At 61.7% G+C, this 25,936-nt stretch carries 28 protein-coding genes and 2 tRNA genes; 18 read left to right on the forward strand and 12 right to left on the reverse strand.

From position 1 onward, the window contains the following. Positions 1-14 precede the first annotated feature (14 nt). The gene (locus tag C443_RS09910; RefSeq protein ID WP_005536009.1) at positions 15-881 is read right to left on the reverse strand and encodes a DUF4013 domain-containing protein; all 867 of its coding nucleotides are present in this window, start codon (positions 879-881) and stop codon (positions 15-17) included. A 102-nt stretch (positions 882-983) separates the two neighbouring features. Continuing rightward, the gene (locus tag C443_RS22460; RefSeq protein WP_152423034.1) at positions 984-1,145 is read right to left on the reverse strand and encodes a DUF7560 family zinc ribbon protein; all 162 of its coding nucleotides are present in this window, start codon (positions 1,143-1,145) and stop codon (positions 984-986) included. 179 nt (positions 1,146-1,324) lie between these two features. On the opposite strand from C443_RS22460, the gene C443_RS09915 reads away from it, so the two are divergent. Then, on the forward strand, positions 1,325-1,753 hold the full coding sequence (locus C443_RS09915; RefSeq protein WP_005536010.1) for an arsenate-mycothiol transferase ArsC: 429 nt from the start codon (positions 1,325-1,327) through the stop codon (positions 1,751-1,753). Positions 1,754-1,899: 146 nt separating this feature from the next. On the opposite strand, the gene C443_RS09920 is transcribed toward C443_RS09915, so the two are convergent. The 5 genes from C443_RS09920 to C443_RS09940 all read right to left on the reverse strand — a co-directional run bounded on the left by C443_RS09920 (position 1,900) and on the right by C443_RS09940 (position 5,658). Continuing rightward, the gene (locus tag C443_RS09920; protein ID WP_005536011.1) at positions 1,900-2,754 is read right to left on the reverse strand and encodes a hypothetical protein; all 855 of its coding nucleotides are present in this window, start codon (positions 2,752-2,754) and stop codon (positions 1,900-1,902) included. A 120-nt stretch (positions 2,755-2,874) separates the two neighbouring features. Continuing rightward, positions 2,875-3,285 (reverse strand): hypothetical protein, encoded by a 411-nt coding sequence (locus C443_RS09925; protein WP_152423035.1) that lies wholly within the window; start codon positions 3,283-3,285, stop codon positions 2,875-2,877. Positions 3,286-3,486: 201 nt separating this feature from the next. Next, a tRNA-Ile gene (locus C443_RS09930) sits at positions 3,487-3,560 on the reverse strand. An 81-nt stretch (positions 3,561-3,641) separates the two neighbouring features. Next, the gene (locus C443_RS09935; protein ID WP_005536013.1) at positions 3,642-4,208 is read right to left on the reverse strand and encodes an FxsA family protein; all 567 of its coding nucleotides are present in this window, start codon (positions 4,206-4,208) and stop codon (positions 3,642-3,644) included. A 73-nt stretch (positions 4,209-4,281) separates the two neighbouring features. Continuing rightward, positions 4,282-5,658 (reverse strand): cytochrome P450, encoded by a 1,377-nt coding sequence (locus tag C443_RS09940; protein ID WP_005536014.1) that lies wholly within the window; start codon positions 5,656-5,658, stop codon positions 4,282-4,284. Positions 5,659-5,739: 81 nt separating this feature from the next. On the opposite strand from C443_RS09940, the gene C443_RS09945 reads away from it, so the two are divergent. Both C443_RS09945 and C443_RS09950 read left to right on the forward strand, forming a co-directional pair. Further along, the gene (locus C443_RS09945; RefSeq protein ID WP_005536016.1) at positions 5,740-7,353 is read left to right on the forward strand and encodes a DUF255 domain-containing protein; all 1,614 of its coding nucleotides are present in this window, start codon (positions 5,740-5,742) and stop codon (positions 7,351-7,353) included. A 76-nt stretch (positions 7,354-7,429) separates the two neighbouring features. Beyond that, complete coding sequence (locus C443_RS09950) at positions 7,430-8,236, forward strand: TrmB family transcriptional regulator (RefSeq protein ID WP_005536018.1); 807 nt, start codon at positions 7,430-7,432, stop codon at positions 8,234-8,236. A gap of 176 nt (positions 8,237-8,412) precedes the next feature. On the opposite strand, the gene mptA is transcribed toward C443_RS09950, so the two are convergent. The 3 genes from mptA to ahbB all read right to left on the reverse strand — a co-directional run bounded on the left by mptA (position 8,413) and on the right by ahbB (position 11,149). After that, a complete protein-coding gene (gene mptA / locus C443_RS09955) occupies positions 8,413-9,342 on the reverse strand; it encodes a GTP cyclohydrolase MptA (RefSeq protein WP_005536020.1) in 930 nt (309 codons plus the stop codon). Positions 9,343-9,438: 96 nt separating this feature from the next. Continuing rightward, positions 9,439-10,038 (reverse strand): response regulator, encoded by a 600-nt coding sequence (locus C443_RS09960; protein WP_005536021.1) that lies wholly within the window; start codon positions 10,036-10,038, stop codon positions 9,439-9,441. Between the two features lie 73 nt (positions 10,039-10,111). Continuing rightward, positions 10,112-11,149 (reverse strand): siroheme decarboxylase subunit beta, encoded by a 1,038-nt coding sequence (ahbB, locus tag C443_RS09965; RefSeq protein ID WP_005536023.1) that lies wholly within the window; start codon positions 11,147-11,149, stop codon positions 10,112-10,114. 109 nt (positions 11,150-11,258) lie between these two features. Between ahbB and C443_RS09970 the strand changes: the two genes are divergently transcribed. The 14 genes from C443_RS09970 (at position 11,259) to C443_RS10035 (ending at position 24,602) form a co-directional block, all read left to right on the forward strand. Then, on the forward strand, positions 11,259-12,344 hold the full coding sequence (locus tag C443_RS09970; RefSeq protein ID WP_005536025.1) for an anthranilate phosphoribosyltransferase: 1,086 nt from the start codon (positions 11,259-11,261) through the stop codon (positions 12,342-12,344). A gap of 57 nt (positions 12,345-12,401) precedes the next feature. Continuing rightward, a complete protein-coding gene (locus tag C443_RS09975; protein WP_005536026.1) occupies positions 12,402-13,334 on the forward strand; it encodes an alpha/beta fold hydrolase in 933 nt (310 codons plus the stop codon). Between the two features lie 166 nt (positions 13,335-13,500). Then, on the forward strand, positions 13,501-14,049 hold the full coding sequence (locus C443_RS09980; RefSeq protein WP_005536028.1) for a peptidylprolyl isomerase: 549 nt from the start codon (positions 13,501-13,503) through the stop codon (positions 14,047-14,049). Positions 14,050-14,088: 39 nt separating this feature from the next. Next, positions 14,089-14,877, forward strand: coding sequence for an MOSC domain-containing protein (locus C443_RS09985; RefSeq protein ID WP_005536030.1), 789 nt, complete (start codon positions 14,089-14,091; stop codon positions 14,875-14,877). Positions 14,878-14,931: 54 nt separating this feature from the next. Further along, on the forward strand, positions 14,932-15,273 hold the full coding sequence (locus C443_RS09990; protein WP_005536032.1) for a hypothetical protein: 342 nt from the start codon (positions 14,932-14,934) through the stop codon (positions 15,271-15,273). A gap of 267 nt (positions 15,274-15,540) precedes the next feature. After that, positions 15,541-17,388, forward strand: a complete 1,848-nt coding sequence (locus tag C443_RS09995; protein WP_005536034.1) for an ABC transporter substrate-binding protein — start codon at positions 15,541-15,543, stop codon at positions 17,386-17,388. Between the two features lie 112 nt (positions 17,389-17,500). After that, positions 17,501-18,541, forward strand: a complete 1,041-nt coding sequence (locus C443_RS10000; protein WP_005536035.1) for an ABC transporter permease — start codon at positions 17,501-17,503, stop codon at positions 18,539-18,541. Beyond that, positions 18,541-19,998, forward strand: a complete 1,458-nt coding sequence (locus C443_RS10005; RefSeq protein WP_005536037.1) for an ABC transporter permease — start codon at positions 18,541-18,543, stop codon at positions 19,996-19,998. Before C443_RS10000 ends, C443_RS10005 begins: the two co-directional genes overlap by 1 nt. Further along, positions 19,995-21,206, forward strand: a complete 1,212-nt coding sequence (locus C443_RS10010; protein WP_005536039.1) for an ABC transporter ATP-binding protein — start codon at positions 19,995-19,997, stop codon at positions 21,204-21,206. Before C443_RS10005 ends, C443_RS10010 begins: the two co-directional genes overlap by 4 nt. Continuing rightward, positions 21,199-22,536: an ABC transporter ATP-binding protein gene (locus C443_RS10015; protein ID WP_005536040.1), complete on the forward strand. Its 1,338-nt coding sequence runs from the start codon at positions 21,199-21,201 to the stop codon at positions 22,534-22,536. Before C443_RS10010 ends, C443_RS10015 begins: the two co-directional genes overlap by 8 nt. Then, positions 22,529-22,936, forward strand: coding sequence for a DUF7555 family protein (locus C443_RS10020; protein ID WP_005536041.1), 408 nt, complete (start codon positions 22,529-22,531; stop codon positions 22,934-22,936). Before C443_RS10015 ends, C443_RS10020 begins: the two co-directional genes overlap by 8 nt. Before the next feature lie 37 nt (positions 22,937-22,973). Beyond that, positions 22,974-23,498 carry a DUF7529 family protein gene (locus C443_RS10025; protein WP_005536042.1) on the forward strand — a complete coding sequence of 175 codons (525 nt, stop codon included), beginning with the start codon at positions 22,974-22,976 and terminating at the stop codon, positions 23,496-23,498. Between the two features lie 142 nt (positions 23,499-23,640). Beyond that, a tRNA-Leu gene (locus tag C443_RS10030) sits at positions 23,641-23,725 on the forward strand. A 364-nt stretch (positions 23,726-24,089) separates the two neighbouring features. Next, the gene (locus C443_RS10035; protein WP_005536043.1) at positions 24,090-24,602 is read left to right on the forward strand and encodes a DUF5813 family protein; all 513 of its coding nucleotides are present in this window, start codon (positions 24,090-24,092) and stop codon (positions 24,600-24,602) included. 41 nt (positions 24,603-24,643) lie between these two features. On the opposite strand, the gene C443_RS10040 is transcribed toward C443_RS10035, so the two are convergent. Both C443_RS10040 and C443_RS10045 read right to left on the reverse strand, forming a co-directional pair. Then, positions 24,644-24,874: an Lrp/AsnC family transcriptional regulator gene (locus tag C443_RS10040; protein ID WP_004593869.1), complete on the reverse strand. Its 231-nt coding sequence runs from the start codon at positions 24,872-24,874 to the stop codon at positions 24,644-24,646. A 2-nt stretch (positions 24,875-24,876) separates the two neighbouring features. Further along, a complete protein-coding gene (locus C443_RS10045) occupies positions 24,877-25,563 on the reverse strand; it encodes a potassium channel family protein (RefSeq protein WP_005536044.1) in 687 nt (228 codons plus the stop codon). A 140-nt stretch (positions 25,564-25,703) separates the two neighbouring features. Here C443_RS10045 and C443_RS10050 point away from each other — a divergent pair, with 140 nt between their 5' ends. Then, positions 25,704-25,934: an Lrp/AsnC family transcriptional regulator gene (locus tag C443_RS10050; RefSeq protein WP_004593871.1), complete on the forward strand. Its 231-nt coding sequence runs from the start codon at positions 25,704-25,706 to the stop codon at positions 25,932-25,934. Positions 25,935-25,936 lie beyond the last annotated feature (2 nt).

The raw sequence follows: 25,936 nt of genomic DNA on the forward strand, positions 1-25,936 counted from the left end.
GTGTCCAGCAACCGTTATCGGCGTCGCCCGCTGTCACCGTCACTGGTATCATCCCAGGCTGAAGTGCCGAATCCGCTATCGTCAGTGCCGTCGTTCCGGCCCGAATCGTCGGCGTACCTATCATCCACCGGATCGTTCATACCTGAGGCGATCCCTGCCGTGGATGGACTGGACCCGTGTGTCCCGCCAGTCGAAGTGGTGGGTGTGAGCGGCGGTTCGCCGTACTCCTCCTCGTATGCGTCCGCGAAGCCACGCCCCCAGATATACATGATCGCGGACTGGCCGACGAACGCGAGGAACGGAACCGCGAGATAGCCGACAATGGTGAATCCCAAGACGGTCGCTCCAACGGAGACGAGGATGTTGACCGCAAACGCCATCACCACGGCCATCAGCATTGTCCGACTTGTCCCGACAGACGAGAGAACATCACGGTCAAAGCCCGCAGCGATACTGTCAGCCCGGACGAAGTTCCCTGTCGCAACGGGCAGTATCACTGCCATTGCAAGAACTCCGATAAAGTAGAGCAAAGCAGCGACGAGAAAACCGACGAGCAGCAACCCCTCCGAGCCGCCGAGTCCACCGCCGATCACCAGCAGGCCCGGGATAGCAAGTGCGAGAGTGAGCAGCAAACCGTATCCAATAACGACGACCGTATGTCGGACTCCGTCAACGGTGATGTCGACCAGATCCAGTTCGTCCCAGGCTGGCGGCGTGTCAGTCTCACCCTTGAGGACACGGCGCATTACTTCGAGCATATATCCTTGGAACGTGAACAATGGAACGAGCAAAAAGCCGAAAAACAGTACAACCCCACCGACTGCGACGCGTTTGGCCCAGTCATCGCCCTGTGTCTGATAGCGAAGTGCGTCCTCTATCATGTGCAGTCAGTCTTAAGATAGGTTCAAATAAGTTGTGTAATAATTGAAAACGAGCCAGACATCCCAGTTCTTGGACCAGTTCAGTACGGGCAACGGCGTGGCTCAGGTTCGATTGGTGCTGTGTGGCGGAACCTCGACAAACGCCGGGACATCGACTTCTTCGGCACAAACCGGGCATCCAACAACCAACAGGCGCTCCCGGACGCCATCGTCGACCGTTGCACACGCACCACAGTTCGGGCATGTGAAGCGGTACTCCGGCATGTACTCAGGCACGGACTTGGATAGACGAAGGAACTGCCCCCTCAATGTCGAGGGATTATACGTACATGGAAGTATTCCGCTCGCCAACCGCTACTGCCGTACGATGGAGGCTCTCAGATATATAGCCCACAATAGCTGTCTTAGGAAGGATTATTCCACTCGCTCGGTACGATTACACGATGACTGATACGCCGCTGAAGTTCGGGTTCGTCTGCGTCCAGAACGCGGGCCGGAGCCAGATGTCCGCAGCGTTTGCCGAGCGGGAACGCACCCGCCGCGGACTCGAAGATACGGTCGAAATCCTGACGGGCGGCACAGACCCCGCGGACGAAGTGCATCCAGGGGTTGTCGATGCGATGGCTGAACTCGGCATCGACCTCTCTGACCGGGCCCCACAAGCGGTTTCGGACGACGAACTCAACGAGTGTACTGTCGTTGCGACAATGGGGTGTTCGACGCTCGAACTCGACGCCGATGTCACAGTGCGTGATTGGGCGCTAGAGGACCCGCACGGACAGCCAATCGAGCAGGTCCGGGAAATCCGAGATGGAATCGAGAAGCGTGTCGTCGACCTATTCGACGAATTCACCGACAGCAGTACCAATTGAAACGAGTGACACACTGAGCGCACTGCCCTCGTGCGATCAGGTGTACATTGAATTTCAAGAGCTACTATAACCGACCTGTTGCAGACGTTGACTCCAAGGCGGTCCGACACACCGGCCGAATAGCCTCAGTCCTTGACAGCGGATTATCACTCGACGTACGTGAGATACTCGACCTGTTCGTACGCCAGAAGCCACGTCCCGTAGCTATCTGTGACCTCGATCCCTTCGTGCTCCCGAATGCGGTCAGTGACCGACCGAAAGGCCTCGTCATCCTGGAAGTAGCCGCCGTCAATCGCCTCTTCAACGACTTCTCGTTCGGCTTCGGAAAGGCCCGTGAGCGTGAACAGGTACTGGTCTCGAATCTGGTCAGCAAACGAGTCGACACCCGACGCGACTTCCGTCGCCTCGTACCGGTATTCGGTCTCCGTCGTCGTTCGTGTGCTGACCGTCACCCGGTAGCGGTCGCCGTCGTGGACGATAATATCGTACTGCTGCTCGGGAACGAACACCGAGCCGTTCCCCACTTCCTCGGCAGTGCCGTACCCGACACCCACGTCATACCCGTCCCCGCTGGGCGGGTCGTCGTCCGAAATGATCGGGTCAAGGCGCTGGCGGTCTACCGCCGGTAGCTCCTCGTAGGCGATTTCGCCGATCTCAGCCGTCGAATCATCCGGATCGAAATCGATCCGTACCTCGTACACCGTCACGTCGCTACTCTCGAGTGCCGTCTCCGAAACTTCGTAGAAGGCATCATCGATACGGACGGTATCAATCTGGTCGAACAGCTCGTGTCGCCCTCGGCGCGTCGCAGAGCTGTTTTCGATGGCCTCCGAGGCGACCGTGTACTCCGTCGACTCGGGATCGGGCGACATCGAAACTTCGTCGGCGATGTCGGCCGCTGTCGCGTCGTCCATGTCCAGCACGACGGAGGGATGACCACAGCCGGCGACAGCGACCGAGAGGAGGGCTGTTCCGCTCGCGAGGAACTGGCGTCGTCGCATATAGATACTGACAGCCAACCGGAAGGAAAGTTTTCTGGCTGGGGTTTCTCTGACAGTCGTGGACAATTAGCTACTGTATACCGCTTCGGTGAACGTGGACTTCACCGCCCCATTGATCCGTCAGCAACGGATATCTGTGTCTTGCAGGAATGTCGGTTCCGTGGCCGCGCTACATCTGAAGGTGATCCGTAGACATATTTTGCGTGTCCCAGCTTCACTGCTGCTGAGGAGATCGCCACGGACCGTGCGAGTATCGACGACACCGTGAATGGCCACGGGTTCGAACTTCTCGTCCGGCTCTCTCACGACAGCCTCGCTGGTGTTCGAGGCGACCGTCTGTGTTACCCATTCTCGAAGCTCCTCGCTCGTCTCAACAGCGAAATGAAACACTTGGTCTTCGCTCGTTCGGTTTTCGAGCGTGACCGCTAACTTGGCGATACAAGGTGTGCTGGAGCCAAAGTTGGCACAGCCAGATAGCGACGCTACGACCACACCGCTCCCGGTCAAAAAGCCGCGTCGAGTGGAGGGCATATTTATTCCACGTACATCTGCTCTTGTCAATGCTCGTTTGTGGATAGATGCGGAGTGACCGCTAGACTGCGGCGGCCGCAAGGTTCCCTTGCGAGCTGACAGAACCTTGCTTCAACGGCATCTTTCAATTCCGTCGAAATCGACGAACTACAGCGCCGTGGCTCCGGTTTCTGTGAAGCCAACAACGGGAAGAACTCGGTATGGGCCAACGCGGATTTGAACCGCGAACCTCCCGGTTATCAGCCGAGCGCTCAACCTGATTGAGCTATTGGCCCAACGCATTCTTTTGTACCCGAGGGGTATTGAAAAGGGTAACGTTTCGCGGCCGGTTGGGGATGTGAAACCGCGTCAGGGCTTCAGTTTTCGTCGCTGTCGTCGAAGTCGACGTCAGTGGCTTCGTCTGGGTCGAAGGAGGTTCCGGGACCGGAACCAGAGCCCGAACTAGGGCCACCCTCTGGACCGGTCGGGCCGGGGCCTGCTGGGCCGTTCTCGTCGTCGGGGAAGCCGCCGATGTACACCTGCCCGCTGGCGAAACCGCCGGTCTTGGCGTCGACGTACGGCTGGACGACCCAGCGGCGTGTGGCGGCGCGGACGGGGTACCGGGTGAACGGTACCGCGAGTAGGAGGCCGACGAAGTCCGTCACCAGGCCGGGGGTGAGGAAGAACGCGCCGGCGGCAATGAGGAGGCCACCGTCGATGAGTTCGTCGGTCGGGAGTTCACCGACGGCGAGCCGCTGTTGGATCTTCCGAAGCGTCGCACGGCCTTCGGCGCGGACCAACAGCATGCCGATCAGTGCCGTCAGGACGACGAGGGCGATGAGAACAAGCGGCGGAACAGGAAATAGAACTCCTGTTGCGAGTGCCACCAGCAACACGATGTCGAACAGCGGGATGAGCAGCAATAGCCCGATGGCCCGGAGCATACGACTGCTTGCAGGCCCGCCCCCAAACGCCTTTCGAGAGCGGGACCAGGCTGTCGACCGCCGAGGGAGCGAGTCAGCGTTCCCGCAGTCGGACTTCGATCGGTTCTGTGGGACTCAGCGTAATCTGCATCGCGAGCGAGAGCGGCGGTTCGGTGACTGCTTCGACGGCGTACTGTTGGGCGATGGTCGTCAGGGCGAGTTTGGCCTCCATCCGGGCAAAACGCATTCCGATGCAGTGGCGCGGGCCGCCACCGAAGGGGTAGTAGGCGTAGTCCGGGAGGGACGCTTCGAGGTCGTCATCCCACCGTTCAGGGCGGAACGCGTCGGGCGCATCGTACCACCGTTCGTCCCGGTGGACGAGCCACTGCGGGAGGGTGAGCTGGGCGTCCGTCGAGAGCTCGTATCCGCCGAGAGTCACCGGCTCCGTCGGTTGTCGGAACACCGTGAACGCGGGCGGATACAGCCGCAGGACTTCGTTCAGCACCGCATCGAGATACGGCAGTTCGAACAGGTCCTCGGGCGTCGGCTGGCTCTCTCCAAGCGTCGCGTCGAGTTCCTCGTGCAGGCGCTGCTGGCACTTCGGATTGTTCGCCAGTAAGAACCAGGCGTAGGTGAGCGTCAGCGCCGTCGTATCGTGGCCGGCGACGAGAAAGGTAAGGAGCTGGTGACCCAGTCGCTCGCGGTCCATTGTCTCGTCGTCGAGCGAGAGCAGCAGAGAGAGTACGTCGTCGCGCGCCTCGCGAGCGTTCTCGTCTTCGCGCTGGCGGGCAGCGATAACATCGTCGAGCGTTGACTGGAACTCGGCCAGCGAGCTGTTGACAGCGCGGTTCGTTGCCGTCGGGACCCACAGCGGGAGGTACGCCGACAGCGACCGCGGGTCCAGTCGTTTGCGTAACGCGTCGAGTAGCGGTTCCAGCGCGTCCGCAGTGGTCTCGATATCCACGTCTAACAGTGTCTTGCCGAGAATGTTCAGCGTCAGCGACTGCATATGTGGGAGTACGTCGAGACGCCGGCCGTCGCTCCAGCCCGCCGCCGTCCGATCGGCGAAGTCGGTCATCGTGTCGCCGTAGGCGGTGATTCGCTCCCGGTAGAACGCTGGCTGGAGCGCCGTCCGCTGGCGCTGCCAGTCCTCGCCCTCCAGCAGGAACAGCCCTTCGCCGATGAACTGGCCGAGGGTGTCCTGAAGAAGTTGTCCCTTCTCGTAGGCGTCGGCATCGGTCACCAGCACCTGCTCGACCAGATTGGGATGGCAGACGAAACAGCCTGTCGTCCCGGCGACGCTGTACCCCACCACGTCGGCCTCGTGAGCACCGGCGCGGTCATAGAACCCGAGCGGGTCACGCAACATCGCGGCGGTGTTGTGGATGAACGGGACGCGGCCGAGACGGGGTGGCCGGTCACCCGGTGTGACCGGCTCCGGTGTTTCGGGAATCGCCTGCTGGGTATCCATCGCCCATGCTTGGGTCGCGCCGCCAATCGGTCTTTCGCCAGGAGTGAGAGGGCCTTTGTACGCCCACCGCCCACACCCGGTATGGACGAATACGCACGCGACACGAAGGTCGAGTGGCGCGAGTGGGGCACAGCCCCCTTTGAGGACGCCGCCGAGTCGGGGAAGCCGGTACTGCTGGCGCTGACGGTTCCGTGGAGCGCCGAATGCCGAGCGATGGACCGGGGCACGTTCGGTGAACCGCGTATCGCGGCTAACATCAACGACGGGTTCGTCCCGGTCCGCGTCGACGCCGACCGCAATCCGCGCGTCCGGGAGCGGTACACGATGGGTGGGTTCCCGTCGACGGTGTTTCTCACTCCGGAGGGTGAGGTCATCACCGGCGCGACGTTCCTCGGGCCGGACGGGTTCCGCGGTATTCTGGACTCCGTTCGGGAGTCGTGGGATGCCCAGGGCGCAGCGGCGGGCTCGATTCCCCGGCAGCTACAGGACGAATCACCCCCTGCCGGCGAGCTCCGCCCGCGCATTGAGGAGCACATGGTCGAGCAACTGCTTGGCGCGTTCGACGAGGAGTTCGGCGGCTGGGGAACCGACGTGAAGTTTCCGCTCCCGCGGACCGTGGAGTTCGCCCTCGTCCGTGCGCGAGACCAGGCTACCCGGACGCTGGAAGCGATCCGAACCCACCTGCTCGACACCTACGACGGCGGCTTCTTCCGGTACTCGACGGAGCGTAGCTGGGGGAACCCGCGGAGAGAGAAACTACTGGACGAGAACGCCGCCCTGGTCAGGGCGTTCGCTCACGGCTACCGGTACACCGGGACTGAAGCGTACCGGGACGCCGCACAGCGGACCGTCGATTACCTCACAACGACGCTGTGGGCCGGCGACGCGTTCGCCGCGAGCCAGGCCGGATCGGACGAGTACTACCGCCTAGAGCCGACAGAACGCGAAGGGACAGTGTCACCGAACGTCGACGAGACGGTGTTCGCAGACCGCAACGGCCTCGCTATCGATGCCCTGCTGTGGGTCGCAGCCTACACCGACGACGAGCGCGCCCAGCAGTACGCCAGTCGCGCCCGGAACGCCGTCTGTGATACTCTCGTCGACGGCGGCGAGGTCGCCCACTACGACGGCGCGAACAGCGACACCGGGCTGCTGTTGGACCAGGCCCAGCTCCTCCAGGGCCTGACGACGAGCTGGCAGGTCCTCGGTGAGCCGGGGCCAGCCGAAGCTATCGCGGACTGGACCATCGAGAACCGCCAGCAGGACGGCGGCGCGTTCCGAGACGGGCCCACCAGCGGGGCGGGACTCTGTAACCGGTCGCTCCATCCACTCGACGCGACGGTGGAACTGGCCGACGCACTGGTCGACCTCGCGGCGCTCACTGGCGATGACCGATACCGCAACGCGGCACTGTCGGCCGTCGAGTCCTTCGCCGGCGCAGCCGAACGGATGGGCGTCGAGGTCGCCGGCTATGCTGGCGTCGCGGCCCGTCTTCAGCAGCCTCAGACGCTCACGGTCGGCACCGAAGCCGGAACGGACCTCCACCGTGCGGCGCTGCGGCTGGCCGACCACGAGACCACCGTTGTCCCGGAGCCGGACGGCGACGGCACAGCACGGCTCCTCGACGGGGACGCGATCGTCGCCGAGGGGACGACGCCGGGCGACCTCGAAGCCTCGCTAACTGGCGAGCGCTGACACGAACAACGGCCGCAAACGTGGACAAACGGTAAACCCCCGACAAGTTTTTGCACACGTACCCTGATGTATGGGTATGTCCAGTCTCAGAGATCTCGGACTCTCCGAATATGAAGCCAGAGCATACCGGTCACTCCTGGAAACAGGACCGACAACGGCAAAGGAGCTGTCGCGGGCCAGCGACGTGCCGATGGGCCGCATCTACGATGTGCTAAACAGCCTCGAAACGTACAATCTGGTCCGCAGCCAGACCGCCAGCCGGCCCAAGAAATACGTCGCGGTCGAGCCGGACACGGCCCTCGATCGGTTACTCGAAGACAAGAAGCGCGAACTTCAGGAGAAGGTCGGCCAGTACGAGGAGATCGTTGACGACCTCTCCTCACAGCTAGAGTCGGCAGATCCCGTCGAGGAACCGTTCTGGACGGCCGCCGTCGGCCCCGACAACTCGCTTGACCTGCTGCTCGAACGGCTGGCTGCCGCCGACGACGAGATCATCATGGTCGGCTCGGCACCCGCTCGTCAGGTGGACATTCTCTCCGGCACCGAGCGAATCGTGGATGAACTCGAAGCGGCGCTGGAACGGGGCGTCGAGGTGTCCCTGCTTGTCCGACCGGACCTGTTCGAGAGTCTCCCGGAGGAGGCCAACCGCGAGTACTACGAGCGCCTCTTCCACTACGACAACTACAGCGCCCGCGCCAGTCCGAACATCAGGACTACGTTCGAGCTACTCGATGGGGTCGAAGTCTGTATCGAGGTCCCGCACCCGCTTGGCCGCGAGGAAACCTTCGGCGTTATCGACATGAAAGACTCCGATTTCACTGCCGATATTAGCCAGGCGTTCGAAGAACAGTGGGCCGAAGCGAAACCGGTCGGGCCGCCGTAGTTGGAACGCTGGAGGCGGGGAGAAATCGGGCCGCAAACGGTGTCCGTCTTCCAGTGAATCGTTACGCACAAAAACTACCAGCGGTTTCGCGGGTCGCTACGCTCACGGCTTCGGCGTTTCCAACCGGGACGCATAGCGTTTCGCGCCCCTTCGACGTTCTGAGGATTTCGCTGCGCTCAATCCTCGCTGACTTCCTGCCGCAGATCACCCAACTGCGCCACGCGTTCGGCGTGGGCGTTGTGCTGGTGGATGGACTCGTCGTTGGACTGTTTCATCGTCACGACGGCATCGTCGGGCAGATCCGGGAACGTGTCGACGACGCCTTCGGCAAGGGCGCGAACGCAGTCCTCGACGAACTTGGCGTCCTTGTGGGCCTCGTAGGTCATGTGGTCCTCGTCGGGCCGCTTCGCGAGGTTGTAGATGCGGGCGCTCATCGAATCCCGAGCGACTTCGATGAGTTCGTTCAAGTCGACCTCGGGCGCGCCATCGCTCTGGACGGTAAGCGTGGCGTGGCCCCGCTGTGAGTGGCCGGCCTGTGGGTTGGTTTCGAGGAACTCCTCGATGACGTCGTCGTCGACGTTGAGCTGCTGGAGCGTCTCGCGGGCGCGGGAGGCCGACATCCCCTGTGAGCACGGGCAGACAGTCATCCCAGTGACGCGAGCGCCGATTTCCTCGCTCGTCCCGTCTTCGGTCGCCGTCGCCGAGGCGATGATGTCGGCGGTCGACTGTGTCGCCATTTCGGACGCCGGCGTGGACTCGTGGGTGACGTACTCCGCTTCCATCCGGACCTCCGCTTTCGTCGTGTAATCGTGTTTCTCAAGCAGAAGTTCGGCGGCGTCGCCACAGACATCCTCGACCCGATAGGCTTCCTCGGACACGGCGGTTTCCAGCGTCTCGTCGATGACCTCCATATTGCGGGACATGTCGGCCCCCTTTCGCCAGGACGGCAGATCCACGAACACTTCGAACTCCGCCATGAGTACGATGGGGTCGCGGTCGCGACGCCCCAGTTTGACGAGTTTCTCGACACCCGTCACACCGACGCGATTGAGACCGACCGTTACGTCCGGACTCGACGCCTGCACGTCCGGGAGTTGTTGACTCATTGCCCTTCCTATGGAAGAGAATCGGTTAGTGCTTTCGAAAGGGTGGGAAGTCGCCGTGAGCATCGCCACCGCAGAGACGACCCGCTCCGAACCGGGTCAGAGCTGCGTGTTGTCCGGCATTGATTCGTCCGTCTCGAAATTCCGGAACAGTAACTCGAAGTCCGCGGCGTCGAACGAATCCGTGAGTTCGTCAAGCTCCGCCCGGACCTCCGCGAGCTCAGCCTCCAGTGCAGTAAACTCCTCACTCTCATCGAGAACCGTCTGTGGTTTCGACGATTCCAGTGCAGCGTATTTCGCCGTGAGCGAGTAGCACTCACGCAGGCGTTCCTCGTAATCGGCGTACCGAAGCAACTGTTCGATCGTCTGAAAGAGGTCCTCTTTCGACACCGGTTTCAGGACGTAGTCATCGAAGGGCATCTCGATGATATCGAAATCGGGGTCCACTGCGGTCACCATCGCTACGCGCGTGTCGTAGCGTTTCTCACGGATCTCCGACAGTACCTCGTCGCCGGAGAGGTCCGGCATCCGTCGGTCTAACAGGACAACATCGACTGCAGAATCTAGCTTCGAAAGGGCGGCCTCACCGCTGTATGCCGTCTCGACTATGTACTGGTCCCCTAACTGGTCCGCGTACACGTCGGCCACGGCTGGTTCATCGTCGACAACGAGGATTGTCGCTTGCCGACCCTTTGTCATTAGCTAGCATATTTACAGTATAATTGCAAAAGGGTTCCGGCCACCGTTCCCGGGACACCCTGACTGAGAACGGTTACTGGCCGACGATGTCGTCGTATCGTGCACCAGTCTGTTTGAGCGTCTCCGTCGAGTACAGTCGGCCGTGGTCGTACGGGAGGTGGTCGGTCGCGAGTTCGTCTATCTTCTCGTCCACGATGTCCGCTTCGCGTCCGTGGATCATTGTAAAGAGGTTGTACTGCCAGTCCTGCTCCGGGCGGCGTGGCCGGTGATAGCAAAGCGTGACGTAGGGGAGTTCGCCGACTGCCTGCCCACGCTCGTCGAGGGCGTCGTCCGGCACGTCCCAGACGACCATGCAGTTGTTGTCGAACCCGGTGACGATGTGATTCACGACACAGCCGATGCGCTTGATACAGCCGGCTCGCTTGAGCCGCCTGATGGCCGAGAGCACTTCGGAGACATCGGCATCGACAGCGTCTGCCACGTCCCGGTAGGGCGTCGCGACGAGCGGGAAGCCGGTCTGGATTTCGAGCAACAACCGTCGGTCCAGTTCCGAGAGGTCCGCGGCGGCGTCTTCGCTTATTCGGGTTGCAGTGGCGTCGGTCGTCTCCAGACTCTCCCGGGCGAACCGGTCACCGTTGACCACCGGGAACTCCAGATCGATATAGTAGTCGGTCAACATCGGTAAGACGAGTACCGAACAGCCGGTTCGCTCCTCGATCTCGGACAGGATCTCGTCGCGCCGCTGTCGGGAGCCTGCAGTGACAACGAACCACATATTCCACTCGTGGTCGCGAGCGTAGTTGTGGTTCACCTGTCGATACCCATTGATTATCTCTGCGACCTCGTCGAACCGGTCCTCCGGGGCACTGACGGCTGCCAGCGTCGAGGAGCCGATGACCGGCGGATTGAGGACCGGGCCGAATCGACGGAAGATACCGTCCTCACGGAGCGTTTTGACCCGGTCGAGTGCTTCCCCTGCCGGGACCCCCAGCGCGTCACCGACAGCTTCGAAGGGACGTTCCTGAATCGGGAAGTCACTCTGGAACTCGTCGATGAGCGCAGCGTCTACCGCATCGATCTGCTCGCGCCACTCACCCGACTTGAGACTCATTGTGTTCGATTAGGAGCGTAGTCGTGTATCCCTTTCGGGAAGGCGGTCGGTTCCCACAGATTGAGAACGAAACGCAGGGGCTTTTGAACTCTGGCCCGAACACGTTTCCATGGCGCAAGCGACCCGGGAGTACGGCGAATGGCCGCTCAAACGACTCATGACGGAAGTTGTCGGCTCCGGTCACAAATCGGCCGACGATATGTCCCGCACACAGGCCCGGGAGGCGTTCCAGCGCATCCTCGGCGACGAACCCGACCACACGACGCTCGGCGCGTTCTGGCTCGCCAACCGCTGGAAACGCAACACCCCCGAGGAACTGGGTGCGTACGTCGACGTGATGTCCGAGGAATCGGTCGAGACAGCCACGCCCGATGCTGACCCGGTCGACTGTGGGGCCAACTACGACGGCAAGGGTCGGTCCGCGATTCTCGGCGTCGGCGCAGGTGTCGTCGCCGCCGCCGCCGGCACGCCCGTCGTCGTCCACTCCGGCGACCGCGTCCCGACGCAGAAGCAGGACGCCTACAAGCACGTGCTAGACGAACTGGGCGTCCGAACCGAAGTCGAGCCGAGCGAAAGCGCCGACATGGTCGACGAGGTCGGCTTTGGCTTCTACTATCAGCCCGAGTTCAACCCCGGTATCGACGCCCTGTTCGAGCGCCGCGACAACATGGGCGTCCGGACGTTCGTCAACACTGTCGAAACGCTCGCGAACCCGGCCAACGCAAGCGTGCATCTGGGCAGTTTCTACCATCTGGCCTTCGCGAAGAAGATGGTCCGCACGCTCGTCCAGTCCGAGACCAGCAGCGTCGAGCGTGCCCTGTTCTTCCAAGGAATGGAGGGCTACGACGACGTTCGCCCCGGTGAGACCATCGTTGCCGAATGGCCCGTCACCGGCGACGAGTCCGACGACGAGGACATCGCGGACTTCGAGATCCGCACCGGCGAGTACGGAATGGACATCGAGAGCGAGGACCTCCAGGTTGACGACGTGGCCGAAGAGTCGGCAGCGATAACCGAGGCCGTGCTGGCCGGCGAGCGCGAGGACGGCTTTGCCGATGCTGTCGCGCTCAACGCCGCCCTCCGCATCTATGCTCGTGAGGACGCTGATAGCATTCAGGACGGTCTTGAGCAGGCCCGTGAGGCAATTGCTGACGGCAGTGCAGCGGAAACACTCGACGAGCTTCGGGCCTTCTAATCCGGCGACGGCGGGCAGAGCGGAACCCACTTCTACCGAGCGGGCGAAGTCATTCTGATGGGACAACACGCTAGCGCTCGTGACAGCACTGCGTGGACGGTACCCGCATCGGAGACTCCCGGAGTCCACGAGCTGGTCGATACAAACGGTATCAGGCTGCATACCGTGACCGCCGGGCCACAGGACGGCGACCTCGTCGTTCTGTTACACGGCTTTCCAGAGTTCTGGTACGCCTGGAAACATCAGATTCCGGCGCTCGCGGACGCTGGCTATCGCGTGGTTGCGCCGGACCTCCGGGGCTACAACCACTCTGACAAGCCCGACGGCGTCGCCGCGTATCACATCGACGAGTTGGTCGCCGATGTCGCAGGCCTCGTTTCAGCGTTCGACCGCGAACAGACCCACATCGTCGGGCACGACTGGGGCGGTGTAATCGCCTGGCAGACCGCCATCGACCGGCCCGATGTTGTCGACCAGCTCGCAGTCCTGAATGCACCTCACCCGTCGGCGTACGAGCGAGAGCTCCGCCGCTCAGTCGACCAACTGCTTCGGTCCTGGTACGTGCTGTTCTTCCAGCTTCCCGTGCTGCCGGAGGCCAGCCTCGGCTGGAACGATTTCGCCATGTTAGAGCGGATTCTCACTGATGGGCCGACTCGTCCCGACGCGTTCACCGAGACTGACGTGCGGCGGTACAAGCGGGCGCTCGGGCGGCCGGGCGCACGCACGGCCGCAGTCAACTATTACCGGGCGCTCGTCCGGCGGAACGCAAAGCTGACTGTCACGGAGGGCGGCGTCGGCGACCGTCCGGTGACAGCATCGACGCTCCTTGTCTGGGGTGTGCAGGACGACGCACTCTCGCTCGCGCTAACGCAAGACCTCGAAGAGTGGGTCCCGGACTGTCGGGTCGAGCGGCTCCCGGCGGCGAGCCACTGGGTCCAGTTCGACGCCCCCGAGCAGGTGTCGGAGCTGCTGCTGTCACACCTACCGTAGCCAGGTATAGCGAACAGCCGACACTCTCGCTCGCGTGGCGACGTGTCGGACTCCCGCAACTCGCCACGCGACAGCTACTCAAGCCATGGCGGCGATGGCCTCGTTTCAGTACTTGAACGCTCGGTCAGTGGGCAGGCTTTTCTGCCGGGCTTCCCTCCGATTGAGTATGAGTGACCTAACTGCGACCCTCCACACGACAGAGGGCGAGATCGAAGTCGAACTGTACGACGAGCGCGTGCCGACCACCGTCGAGAACTTCGTCGGCCTGGCCGAGGGTGCCGACGACTACGACGGAACCGAAGTCGGTCCAGGGACCGGTGCGTGGGAAGACCCCGAGTCCGGCGAGAAACGCATCGACCCGCTGTACACCGACATCGACATCCATCGGATCATCGAGGACTTCATGATCCAGATGGGCGACCCGACCGGTACCGGTCGCGGCGGCCCCGGCTACTCCTTCGACGACGAGTTCCACGACGAACTCAGCCACGACGGCCCGGGCGTCCTCAGCATGGCCAACAGCGGCCCGAACACCAACGGCTCGCAGTTCTTCATCACCCTCGACGCCCAGCCCCACCTCGACGGCAAGCACGCCGTCTTCGGGAAGGTAATCGACGGGATGGAGGTCGTTGAGTCCATCGGCAGCGTCGACACCGACCGCAACGACGCGCCGACCGAGGAGATGCTACTCGAATCCGTCGAAGTTCACCGGTAACCACACAACGTTTTCGTTGTTCCGACCGAGCAACCAATAGTGGCACACGTCGATCGACTTACCGTCTACCCCGTCAAGGCGCTGGACGGCATGGACTGCGAATCGGTATCGATCCGCCCGGGCGGCACACTGGCGCACGACCGCGAGTTCGCCATGTTCGACGCCGATGGCGACGTGATCAACGGGAAGCGGACCGACCGCGTCCACGACATCGACACCGGCTACGATCCCGAAACAGGAACGCTGTCGGTCACCACCGACGACGACAGCACGTCGTTTGAACTTCGAGACGAGCGCGGCCGTTCGCGGGCAACCGAGTGGCTCAGCGCGTTTTTCGACGTAGACCTGACCGTCGAGCGCGACGAGACGCTTGGCTACGTCGACCGCCGGGAGATAGGGCCGTCGGTCATCAGCACCGCGACGCTGGAAACCGTGGCGTCGTGGTTCGACGACGTGACCGTTGCCGGGCTGCGACGGCGACTCCGGGCGAACGTGGAAATCGGCGGGGTCCCGGCGTTCTGGGAGGACCGCTTCGTCGGCGCGGACGCTCCTGCCTTCCGGGCCGGCGGCGTTCGCTTCGAAGGGGTGACTCCCTGCGGTCGCTGCGTGGTCCCTCAGCGGGACCCCGACACCGGCGAGAAAACACCGGAATTCCGGGAACAGTTCATCGAACGCCGGCAAGAGACGTTTCCGGAGTGGGCCGACCGCGACGCCTTCGATCACTTTTACACGCTAATGCTCATCGCCCGCGTTCCCGAGGCCAACCGCGGTTCGGACCTTGGCGTCGGAGACGCTGTCGAGGTCGTGCCGGCAGTCGAAACGTCGTGAAGGGGCGGCAGCGAGACCGACAATCGAAAGGCGGTCCGCCTCGAACAGAGTGTAATGGCAGACGCGGACGACCACGTCGACCCGAGCGAAATCGGCGAACAGGACGGCCCCCCAATCGAGGAGAAACCGTACAAGATCATCTTCGAGGCCAACAAGTGCTTCGGCGCGGGCAAGTGCGCCGAGAAGTCGCGCAACTGGACGCTCGACTTGGACACCGGCATCGCCAAGCCCGAGACCTACTTCATCGACGAGGAGGAGCTCGATCACAACGTCGCGGCCGCGGAGGCCTGCCCGGCGAAGAAAGACCGTGGCATCATCCACGTCGTCGACCGGCGAACGAACGAAGAAATCGCCCCGGACCCGAACGGCGACGGATCACTCTCCGTCGACTGGTAGCGCAGTTGCTGCTCGCGACAGCGGTTACTGATATCTGTCAGTCCACGTCGACACCGGTGCGTGCGGTCAGAGACTCCGAAAAATCGATTCTGCGGGGGTGGGTTTCCCTATCCAGAGAATAGCCGTTACAGGATATATCATGTAAGATTACTATAGATAATAAACTGAATTTCTTCATGCGAGCAGTTTAATATTTCAAGCTACTGTATGACATAACTTCTATTTGTAGGGGGCAATTTGGGTATCAATATGCCACGTTCAAGTAGCATGGAACGGCGATCGTTTCTGAAAGCAACGGGCAGTGCTGCGGCAGCCGCAGCGCTGGCAGGATGTTCCAGTGATAGCGACGAGACTGAGGGAACAGAGGAGGGGACTGGCGGCGGTATGGACTCGACAGACGGCAGTGGGGGCGATGTCGGGACCGACCTGAAACAAGAGGGGGACCTCTGGCGGGTCAACACGGGCACGATGACGACGATGGACCCCATCGAGGCGACCGACACCCAGTCAGGAATCGTTATCCAGCAGATGTTCGACCCGCTGATGAACTATCCCGACGCGCAGCCCGCTGTAGAGGGGCTTATGGCTGCTGACTATGAAGTATCTGATGACTTCACAACCTACACGTTCCAGTTGAAAGATGCGACCTTCCACAACGGGGACACCGTAACCGCCAGTGACTTCGTCTACGCGTTCGAACGGCTGACTGCATCTGACAACTCCAGTCGTGCCTACTTCGTTCTGGACTCGCTGGGCGTCACACACGAAACGACGACCGAGACGGTCGACGGCGAAGAACAGGAGGTGTACGAGCCCGGGACACTCGGCGTCACGGCCGTTGACGAAACGACGCTCGAAATCCAGCTAGACGCGCCATTTGCCTCCACGCTGGAAATGCTTGCGTATTCCTCCTTCTCACCAGTTCCTGAGGGCATGGTCGGCGACATCGAAGGATACGAGGGCGAGGTGACACAGGCCGAGTTCTCCAGTTCGAGCCCAGTCGGGAACGGGCCATTCGAGTTCGATACGTGGGACTCCGGCACTGAAGCCAGGGTCAGCGCGTACGACGACTATTACGGCGAGAGCCCGAGCGTCGACGGCGTCCACTTTGCGGTCATCGAGAGCGATTCGGCCAATTACAACTACGCGATGAACCGCAATGCCGATATCTTCGAGCTCCCCACAGCGCAGTACGACCCCGGGAAGGTATCTGTCGAAGAAGAAGATGACCAGGGTCGTCAGAACGGGACCTACGGGGAGTTGCGAAACGGCGACACGGCCAATTACTCCGGTGTGTCGACCATCGGCGTGTTCTATCTCGGCTTTGATATGGCCAGCGTGCCCAAGCCGGTCCGTCAGGCGGTCGCGTACGCGATGAACCAGCATACTGTTGTCGAACAGGTGTTCAAACAGCGCGGCGAACCCGCGTACAACTTCACGCCGAAATCCATCTTCCCCGGCGGCCCCCAGAACTACAACGACCGCGCCGAAAACGAGTATCCATACGGCTACGACGACAGCCAGCTCGGAGAGGCCCGCTCGGTGATGGAAGAGGCTGGCTACGGCGAAAACGAGCGTTTCGCCATGGAGCTGACAATCTACGAGTCCGGTACCTGGAGCGAAACCGCAAGCATCCTTCGAGACCAGCTTGAGAGTGTCTTCATCGACCTCGAAGTCAATCAAGCGCCGTTCAACACGCTCCTCGAACGTGGTCGCAACGGCGAGCTAGAGATGTACTCGCTTGGCTGGGTCGCCGACTGGCCCGCCCCAGACAACTTCCTCCAGCTGCTGAACCCGCCACAGACCGATACAAGCCTCGACTTCCCGATTTCGTACGTCAACTGGCAGCCGGAGAACGGCGACGCTGCACAGCGGGCTGAGGAGGCGTATCAGTCAATCGGCGACAACCCGGCACCGACAGAGGAAGATCAGGCCGCCCGGAACGACGCATACGTCCAACTCGAGGACGCAAACTGGGAAGACATCGCAATGCTGCCGGTGTATCACGAGCTGAGGGAGCTGTTCTGGTACGACCACGTTGACTTTACGCCGCCGGCTGGGATGGGGCCGAGCCGACAGAAGATGAACACTGTGTCGCTCGGAGACAGAGAGTAATCGCGTCCCTGCTGGCGTAATCGTCCCCGTCGCGGTTGGTGACGGGAACAACTTCGCAGCCCTCAGAGATTATGAACTCACAAGTACCCGTACAACGGAGACAAGCTAAGCCATGAGCCGTGCTACGTATATGCTCAAGCGCTTGGTACTGTCAATCCCTGTTATTATATTCGGGACGACAGTAACGTTCGCAATTATCCGGCTGGGGCCGCTCAGTCCTGCAGCGGCGATCCTCGGCCCGCAAGGTGACGCACGCGCGATCCGACAGATCGAACAACGGTTAGGGTTGAACGAACCGCTCTGGGAACAGTACTTCGACTTTATGGGAAACCTGTTCATGTTCGATCTGGGCCAGTCGTGGGTTATCAACTCCGGGACGCCGGCCATCGACCTTATCATTAGCTACGCACCGCGGACGATCTGGCTCGGATTCTGGGCGGTCCTGATCGCCCTCGGAATCGGCATTCCGCTGGGCTTCTACGCCGGCCTGAATCCGAATACGTTCTCGGATTACTTCGCCTCCTTCGGTGGGATTGTCTGGCGAGCGATGCCGAACTTCTGGCTCGCGGTCATTCTGGTGACGGTGCTCTCGCAGTCGGAACAGCTGTTCGGGTTCAGCTGGACCAGCTTCATCGTGGAGACGAACGTCGTGACCTCGCCGAACCTTGCCGTGCTCAAGAATCCCACGAGACTGATAACTGACCCGGGACAGGCATGGACCAACCTCGCGAAAGCGACAAAGCAGATACTGCCGCCCGCACTGGTGCTCGGGTCCGCGTCGATGGGGACAGAGATGCGTATCGGCCGAACTGCCGTGCTCGAAACGATCAACTCGAAGTACGTCGAAACGGCCAAGGCCAAAGGCGTCTCACCGCGAGTACTGGTGTGGAAGCACATCTTCCGAAACGCCCTGATTCCGCTCGTGCCGGTGATCACTGCGGAAGCGTTCATCCTGATTGGCGGGTCAGTACTCGTCGAAACTGTCTTCTCGATTAACGGTATCGGTCTCCTGTTCTTCCGAGCGGCAGAGCAGGGTGACCTCCCGCTTGTTGGAACACTGATGTATCTGTTTATCCTCCTTATCGTCGGGCTGAATATCGTACAGGACTTCGCGTACACAATTATCGACCCACGCGTGGGGTACGACGCATGATGGAGACAGAACTCACCGAAGACATCGATCAGCCGTTACGGGACCGACTCAAGGCCCACCCCGGGCCGGCATTGCTGTGGGGGGCCGGGCTCTGTCTCCTGTTGTTGCTTGAGGGACCGACGTACCTCGATGGGCTGCTCGGCGCGATTGGCTTCGGACTCGGGCTACTTCCGGGCGCGCCCGGTGCCGAGGCGTTCGCCAGTGCGTCGGCGTTCTTCAGCGAACTGCCGCACCTGCTGAGCCGCGAACTGATACCCAACCGAGGGTACTACGACGGGAGCGCCTGGCAAGGCACGTTCCTCGGCCTTGAGCCGAAGTACGCATGGCTCATTCGCTTCCTGCTGGTGTATGCATACGTTGCGGTCTTGCTGGGCTGGTTGTGGTACGGGTACGTGACGTTCCGTCGACACTATCGCGCTGCTGACTGGACACCGACTGACGACGTCATCGACCGACTCCGAAGCCACTACTGGGGCCTGTTCGGGCTCGCTGTCGTCGTCTTCTTCATTACGATGGCCGCGTTCGCTCCCGTTGTCGGCCCAACGACAGCCGAAGAGAATATCCAGGGACCGTACTCCCACGATATGCAGTACTACGACGCGGATACGGAGACGGTGGAAACAATTACGATCGGCGAGGCGAATCTTGGTTCCGCCTCCCGCGGGAGCGGTGACAGCAACGTCGGAATCTGGAGTTACGACGACTTCGGGCGGTTCCATCCCGTCGGAACGCTCGTCAGCGGTAAGGACCTGTTCACCTTCCTCGCCTTTGGCGCACGGGTGTCGCTGTTCATCGGCCTCGGGTCGATGGCGATTGCAGGCTTTATCGCGACGACGCTGGCATTAGTTACCGCCTACTACAAGGGGGTGGCCGACCTCATCGTGGTACTGACCAGTGACTCCGTGCAGGCAATGCCAGCATTACTGCTGGTGATTCTTGCGACAGTGGTGTTCAAGAACCACTGGATAGCGGAGCTGTACAACGGAGCGATGCTGTTCATCCTCCTGTTTGCGTTAATACGCTGGCCGGGGCTGTGGCGAGCGGTACGTGGCCCTGCGTTACAGGTCGGCGAACAGGAGTGGGTCGACGCGGCAAAGAGTTACGGCCAGCGACCCACTGTGATTATGCGGAAACATATGGCACCGTATATCCTCGGCTATCTCCTGGTTTACGCCTCCCTGACGCTCGGTGGCGTCATTATTTCCGTCTCTGCGCTCTCGTTCCTCGGGCTCGGGATTACCGCCCCGACTCCCGAGTGGGGGCGGGCGATCAACATCGGGCAACAGTACATCGCCAGTCAGTCCTGGCACATCTCGCTCATTCCGGGTATCCTGATTACGCTGGTCGTTACCGGGTTCAACGCACTGAGTGATGGGATTCGTGACGCTATCGACCCACAGAGCGAGGGTGCTGAAGGCGGTGCAGCTGGCGCGGCCGCCGGAGGTGGTGGCGGATGAGCCACACCGAAGACGGCGAGCCGCTGCTGGCCGTTGACAACCTCCGGACCGTGTTCCACAGTGATAAAGAGGAGATCCGCGCTGTCGACGGCGTTTCATTCGATATCGAACGCGGCGAGACGCTCGGGATCGTCGGCGAATCCGGTTCGGGTAAGAGCGTCACCGCACGCTCGATAATGGGATTGGTCGACAGTCCGGGCGAAATCCGCGAAGAGTCGTCCATACGGTTGGACGGGCGAGAGCTGACGGCGCTTTCGGAGAAGCAATACCGGTCAGTTCGTGGCGGCGACATCGCGATGGTGTTTCAGGACCCGCTGAGCTCGCTCAACCCGGTGTACACTGTCGGGAACCAGATCATCGAGGCGCTGGAGCTCCACCGCGATATGGAGGGCGCTGAGGCCAAGTCGGAGGCCATCGAACTGCTGCGTGCAGTCGGCATCCCCGACGCGGCACGGCGTGTCGATGAGTTCCCACACGAGTTCTCTGGCGGGATGCGTCAGCGAGCCGTCATCGCGATGGCACTGGCCTGTGACCCAGATCTGCTCATCTGTGACGAGCCGACGACAGCACTCGATGTCACCATTCAGGCCCAGATTCTGGACCTGCTACAGGAAATTCAGGCGAAGCGTGACATCGGTATCATGTTCATTACGCACGACATGGGCGTCATCGCGGAGGTCGCCGACCGCGTCGCCGTGATGTACGCCGGCGAAGTCGTCGAGCAAGCACCCGTAGAGGAACTGTTCGCGAACCCACACCACCCATACACGCAGGGATTACTGCAGAGCATTCCTGGCCGGAACCCCAGTACGGATCGGCTACCCACTATCGAAGGGGACGTACCGACGCCACACGAATCGGCGTCGTACTGCCGGTTCGTCAGTCGATGCCCGAAGGGCTTCGACGAGTGTGAGCGGGTCCATCCCGCGCACGTCGAGGTCGGCGAATCAGCAGACCACACTGCCGCGTGTCTCCTGTACCCCGAAGATATGCCTACCGACGACACTGTGACACAGCACGAAGAGAACGCGGACCAGACAGGCGTCGAAGCAGACGAAGCACTGTCGGCGGATGACTGGCCGGCTGAGCGCCGAAAAGCTAGTGAGGATACTGGTCCCGAAGACAGCGACGCACGGGCCGATGGCGGCCACGGCCACAGTGCCGGTGACACCGGCGGACACAGTGAGGGGGGTGGCTCAGATGAGTGAATCAGTCGTCGACACTGTGTCCCACCAGACCGGCGAGACGTTGGTCGATGTGCAGGATCTGAAGACGTACTACGAAGACGGCGGGCTGCTTGGAAGCGATCCCGTAAAAGCCGTCGACGGCGTGAACTTCGAGATTGCACGCGGCGAGACGTTCGGACTGGTCGGTGAATCCGGCTGTGGCAAGACGACTCTCGGTCGGACGCTCATCCAACTGGAGACGGCCACGTCCGGGGCGGTCTCCTTCGATGGAACGGATATAACCGAACTTAGCGGCGGCGACCTCAAGGAGTGGCGCCGCAACGCCCAGATGGTGTTTCAGGACCCCGAGTCGAGCCTCAACGACCGGATGACTGTCGGCGAGATCATCCGCGAACCGCTGGACGTTCACGAACAGGGCACGGCCCGCGAGCGTCGGGAAAAGGTGCGGACACTGCTCGACCAGGTCGGGCTCATGCCGGAGCACTACTACCGGTATCCCCACCAGTTCTCCGGCGGGCAGCGACAGCGAATCGGCATTGCTCGCGCACTCGCACTCGAACCGGAGTTCGTCGTCCTCGACGAGCCCGTTTCGGCACTCGACGTGTCCGTTCAGGCCCAGATACTCAATCTGCTAGAGGAACTGCAAGAGGAGTTCGGCCTCACGTATCTCTTCATCGCGCACGACCTGAGCGTGGTCCGGCACATCTGTGACCGCGTCGGGGTGATGTATCTCGGGAACCTCATGGAGGTCGGGCCGACGGAACAGTTGTTCCAGAGCCCGGAAAACCCCTACACGCGCGCATTGCTGTCGGCGATTCCGGAACCTGACCCCACGGTACAGGTGGACCGGATTACCCTGCCGGGATCACCACCGAGTCCACGGGACCCACCGGAGGGGTGTCCCTTCGCAACGCGGTGTCCCGTTCGGATTCGGCCAGAGGACATAGACGCTAGCGATGCGGTGTGGGACCGGATCCGAGAGTTCCGTGACGTCATTCGCGAGCGGTCCCGCGCGGAGCAGTCGGTCGGTGAGCGGCTCAAGGAACGGCTCGGGTTCGACACCGCGCTGGCCGACAGCGAGGAGATCGTCGAAGAGGAGTTCGACGACGTGACCCTTCCGCCAGACGTACAGGAGCACGTCGAGCAGGCGGCGACGTATCTCAGTGATGGCGATCCCGACGCCGCTCGTGCCTACCTCAGAGAAGTGTTCGGCGGTCAGTGTGACACCGAAACGCCGCAGTACTACGATGTCGACGACAGGCAGATGAGCTTCTGTCACCGGCATGCACAGGAGCACGTCTCCCCTGGCGAAGAACTGCGCCAACGTGGCTACGACACGCACGATGGATAACCTGGCGGGAAAGGTACTCGATCTGCTGTGGTACGCCCTCGGTGTAACGCTCACAGCTACGCTTATCGGCGGCGTGCTCTCGCCGCTCCGTGGCGGTGGCTGGGTGACAGTGAAGTTCGTCCTGTTTTTTATTGGCTTCGCGCTGTTCGGCTACGCCTCGGTCACGCTGTGGCGTGCGCCCTCTCTCGATTCCGACGAGCCAGACGGGTCCGACGTGTCGTTCGGCGTGTCAGCGCGCGAGCGGACGCCGTTCGAGTCAGCGCTGGCCCGTGTCGCCCCGTCGCTCGATACGCTCGCCCCGCCCGAAGATCGACTCTCGCCGCCGGTGAAACTCTTCGTTGCGAGTCTGTTCGTCCTCGGGCTCTCCCTGAGCATGGAGGTCGTCTTCGGCGTCCAGTGACACCACCATTTACCTCCCGCGGGCGTAACGACAGGGTATGGTAAAGACAGGTGGCGAGGGGACGGACGACCTCGAACGGCTTGCCGCCGGTTCGGACGACCGCAAGGTATCGTGGAAACAGACGTTAGAAGAGACACAGGCACTGGCAGACCAGCGGCGTTCTAACGGCCGCGAGGCCGTCGTCGTCCCGGCCGGGGATGCGGGCCTGCAGACAGTCGACGACGGTGACGGGCTCGAACTCGTGTTCGTCATTCCGGGCAACAAGGCCGAAGACGTGGCGCGGCTGGTCGAATCGAATCCCCTCGAAGCGTACGACGTGTACCGGCGGACGGTCGGAGAACAGGTGTTTCTGGCCGTCGAGTACTTCGACCCGGACGCAGCGTCGCTCTTCATCGCTGGCGCGTACGAGCTCCGAGATGCCGGGAACGCGGTTCGCGCTGCGAACGACGGTGCGACGTTCCAGACATTGCTCAGGAAACTGGACGGGACACCCGTCGCTACGTTCGACCACGCGGACCGGACAAAGTTCCTTCCGACCGAGAGACTCCCGGTCGAAGAGTAGGGACCCGGAGGAGGTGACAGTCGAATCGGTGTGTCATGCTCGCTGTCGAGTCTCACTGACGTAACTGTGATATGAGGCGGTTCCCTCCTCGCAGTCCAAGACCGAAAGGACCATTCACTAGCCCCCGCAGAGTTCAATCTGCGCGAGGGTAGCCGAGCTTGGCCAAAGGCGGTGGGCTTAAGACCCGCTCCCGTAGGGGTCCGTGGGTTCGAATCCCATCCCTCGCATTCTGTTGCGAACAATCCGTGAGCAGCGAATGTCGTAGTGGGATTCGAACTACGGAAACGCGAGCAACGCGAGCGTTTGCATTCGAGTTCGAATCCCATCCCTCGCATTCTGCGACAAGTGGACACGAAGAACGATGCAAACGGGATTCGAACCACCGTCCAGCAGATACTGTGACTCGGAGGCAGTTCGCCGCAAACGGTCACAAGATGCAACGCTGATCGCTCACGGAGACACGCACGGTGGTCCGGCGTGTCTCAGATATGGCATAGCTTGTGTAGGTGACAGATTCGGGTGCGGTAGCGACACGACAGAGAGTGTCCGGACACGACGCGTTTTTGCACGTCTGTGGCCTATGCTGGCGTAATGACTGATGTGCCAGACGACGTTGCCGAAGCGTTCGGCCGACACGATGCGCTCGTCCCAGCCGGAGATAGCTACGCTGTCGAGACGACGAACTTCGACGGCCGCGTGACTGCGACCGAGGGCGAAGAGTGGCGGACAAACTACGAGGTGACGGTCAGAGCACCGTCGCTACAGGCCGCGACAAGCGACGAAGTTGGTGATGCCGTCGTCGACGGCTGGCTCGAAACGCTGGCACGACGGCTCGAAGACGCGCCGAAAGCGACCCGAACTGCCGTCGAACTGGACGATTACAGCGTCGTCGAAGACGGCGAGCAGGTCGTGGTCACCTTCGAGTACACGATGGGTGGCGAACGGCAGGCCGCGGACGTCGCCAAGACCTTCGTCGAGTACGTCGAGGGGACGTACGTGGAGGGCGTCATTCCCGGCTACGACTACGTCGGCGTCGTGGCTGACTTACTCAACTCTGCGAGTACCGGCGGGAGCGAGGGCTCTCGTGGCGGGACGCCGCTGTAGCTGTACGGTTCCAGGCACGGAAACAGAGAGAGCGCTCCGTCTCAATCCATCGCGATATAGGTCTGTGTCGTTTCGACGCCCTGGATTTCCTGGATGTGTGTCGCTGCGACGTCCTTGACTTCGGCGGGCGTCTCCACGTTTACTTTTGCGATAAAGTCGACGTCACCGGCGACGATGTGGGCCTCGACAACGCCGTCGACGGCTTCGATGTCGTCTTTCAGACGGTCCGCGTCACCGGTGTGGGCTTTGACCATCACGTAGGCAATGACCATATTCAGGCACCTCCAAGCGCGGTCGCGCGTTCTGATTCACCGACAACGATACTACGGACATCGGAGAGCGTCCCAAAGTCGGCCAGTATCACGACTCGATCACCGGCCTCTAGCGTTTCGTCCGGGTCGGGAATGGCGAGCGGGTCCTCACCTTTCCCGTGCGCCATCAGCCGGGAATCCGACGGAAGCTCCAGTTCCGACAGCGTGTACCCTTCCATCGGCGACTGCCGCTGGATAGTAAACTCCACGAGCTGGAGGTTCTGTGCGATGTCAGCGACTGCGCGGATGTTCCCGCCCAGCAGCGCGTTCTTCGCGGCGATAGCACCCAACCGCTCGGGGTAGATGACCTCGTCGACATCGGAAGCATAGCGTCGGTAAATCTCCTCGCGGTAGTCCTCGTCGATACGCATAACGGTTCGACAGCCGTGTTCCTTGGCGATCATACAGGCGACGAAGTTGTCGTTCAGGTCGCCGGTGAGCGCGCCGAGCGCGTCGGCAGCTTCGAGGTCGGCGTTGCCGAGCGTCTCTTCGATAGCGCCGTCGCCCGCGATCACCTCGAAGCCAGCCGTTCGCGCGCGCTCAACTGCGTTCTCATCGCGCTCGATGAGGACAACTTCGTGGCCACTCTCTTGCAGGACGCGAGCCGTCCGCAGTCCGACACGACCTGCACCCACGATAACGAATCGCATACACTCTCCTATGGGACGGGGGTGAATAAAAGTACCCACCCGGTGGAACCACCGGACGCCTTGACCACGATATCAAACAACGAAGCTATTGTTGTCTCTTGACGGAAGTTTTTTCGTGCTATGACACGACACACCACAATATGGTTAGCGCGTTTATTATGATCAAGACCGCTGCCGGCAAATCAGAAGAACTTCTTGCGGCGGTTCGCGACGCCGAGGGTATCACCGAGGCACATATCGTCGCCGGGCAGTACGACATCATCGCCGAAGCGACGGGCACGGAGGTGTACGATATCATGCAGTCGGTCTCGGGCCACGTCCGTGACCTCAACGGCGTCGCTGACACGCGCACGTACATCTGTTTAGAGTAAGC

It is taken from the genome of Haloarcula argentinensis DSM 12282 (assembly GCA_000336895.1).
Taxonomy (GTDB): domain Archaea; phylum Halobacteriota; class Halobacteria; order Halobacteriales; family Haloarculaceae; genus Haloarcula; species Haloarcula argentinensis.

Excerpts from the sequence above, each read along its gene's own strand:
- C443_RS10010 (WP_005536039.1), top strand. The coding sequence starts at position 19,995 with ATGAGCCACACCGAAGACGGCGAGCCGCTGCTGGCCGTTGACAACCTC.
- C443_RS10000 (WP_005536035.1), top strand. The coding sequence starts at position 17,501 with ATGAGCCGTGCTACGTATATGCTCAAGCGCTTGGTACTGTCAATCCCT.
- C443_RS09915 (WP_005536010.1), top strand. The coding sequence starts at position 1,325 with ATGACTGATACGCCGCTGAAGTTCGGGTTCGTCTGCGTCCAGAACGCG.
- C443_RS10040 (WP_004593869.1), bottom strand. The coding sequence starts at position 24,874 with ATGGTCATTGCCTACGTGATGGTCAAAGCCCACACCGGTGACGCGGAC.
- C443_RS10025 (WP_005536042.1), top strand. The coding sequence starts at position 22,974 with ATGGTAAAGACAGGTGGCGAGGGGACGGACGACCTCGAACGGCTTGCC.
- C443_RS09980 (WP_005536028.1), top strand. The coding sequence starts at position 13,501 with ATGAGTGACCTAACTGCGACCCTCCACACGACAGAGGGCGAGATCGAA.
- C443_RS09910 (WP_005536009.1), bottom strand. The coding sequence starts at position 881 with ATGATAGAGGACGCACTTCGCTATCAGACACAGGGCGATGACTGGGCC.
- C443_RS09975 (WP_005536026.1), top strand. The coding sequence starts at position 12,402 with ATGGGACAACACGCTAGCGCTCGTGACAGCACTGCGTGGACGGTACCC.
- C443_RS10035 (WP_005536043.1), top strand. The coding sequence starts at position 24,090 with ATGACTGATGTGCCAGACGACGTTGCCGAAGCGTTCGGCCGACACGAT.
- C443_RS10015 (WP_005536040.1), top strand. The coding sequence starts at position 21,199 with ATGAGTGAATCAGTCGTCGACACTGTGTCCCACCAGACCGGCGAGACG.
- C443_RS10020 (WP_005536041.1), top strand. The coding sequence starts at position 22,529 with ATGGATAACCTGGCGGGAAAGGTACTCGATCTGCTGTGGTACGCCCTC.
- C443_RS09960 (WP_005536021.1), bottom strand. The coding sequence starts at position 10,038 with ATGACAAAGGGTCGGCAAGCGACAATCCTCGTTGTCGACGATGAACCA.
- C443_RS09970 (WP_005536025.1), top strand. The coding sequence starts at position 11,259 with ATGGCGCAAGCGACCCGGGAGTACGGCGAATGGCCGCTCAAACGACTC.
- C443_RS09920 (WP_005536011.1), bottom strand. The coding sequence starts at position 2,754 with ATGCGACGACGCCAGTTCCTCGCGAGCGGAACAGCCCTCCTCTCGGTC.
- C443_RS09950 (WP_005536018.1), top strand. The coding sequence starts at position 7,430 with ATGTCCAGTCTCAGAGATCTCGGACTCTCCGAATATGAAGCCAGAGCA.
- ahbB (WP_005536023.1), bottom strand. The coding sequence starts at position 11,149 with ATGAGTCTCAAGTCGGGTGAGTGGCGCGAGCAGATCGATGCGGTAGAC.
- C443_RS22460 (WP_152423034.1), bottom strand. The coding sequence starts at position 1,145 with ATGCCGGAGTACCGCTTCACATGCCCGAACTGTGGTGCGTGTGCAACG.
- C443_RS09995 (WP_005536034.1), top strand. The coding sequence starts at position 15,541 with ATGGAACGGCGATCGTTTCTGAAAGCAACGGGCAGTGCTGCGGCAGCC.
- C443_RS09990 (WP_005536032.1), top strand. The coding sequence starts at position 14,932 with ATGGCAGACGCGGACGACCACGTCGACCCGAGCGAAATCGGCGAACAG.
- C443_RS09935 (WP_005536013.1), bottom strand. The coding sequence starts at position 4,208 with ATGCTCCGGGCCATCGGGCTATTGCTGCTCATCCCGCTGTTCGACATC.
- C443_RS09925 (WP_152423035.1), bottom strand. The coding sequence starts at position 3,285 with ATGCCCTCCACTCGACGCGGCTTTTTGACCGGGAGCGGTGTGGTCGTA.
- C443_RS10050 (WP_004593871.1), top strand. The coding sequence starts at position 25,704 with ATGGTTAGCGCGTTTATTATGATCAAGACCGCTGCCGGCAAATCAGAA.
- C443_RS09940 (WP_005536014.1), bottom strand. The coding sequence starts at position 5,658 with ATGGATACCCAGCAGGCGATTCCCGAAACACCGGAGCCGGTCACACCG.
- C443_RS10045 (WP_005536044.1), bottom strand. The coding sequence starts at position 25,563 with ATGCGATTCGTTATCGTGGGTGCAGGTCGTGTCGGACTGCGGACGGCT.
- mptA (WP_005536020.1), bottom strand. The coding sequence starts at position 9,342 with ATGAGTCAACAACTCCCGGACGTGCAGGCGTCGAGTCCGGACGTAACG.
- C443_RS09945 (WP_005536016.1), top strand. The coding sequence starts at position 5,740 with ATGGACGAATACGCACGCGACACGAAGGTCGAGTGGCGCGAGTGGGGC.
- C443_RS10005 (WP_005536037.1), top strand. The coding sequence starts at position 18,541 with ATGGAGACAGAACTCACCGAAGACATCGATCAGCCGTTACGGGACCGA.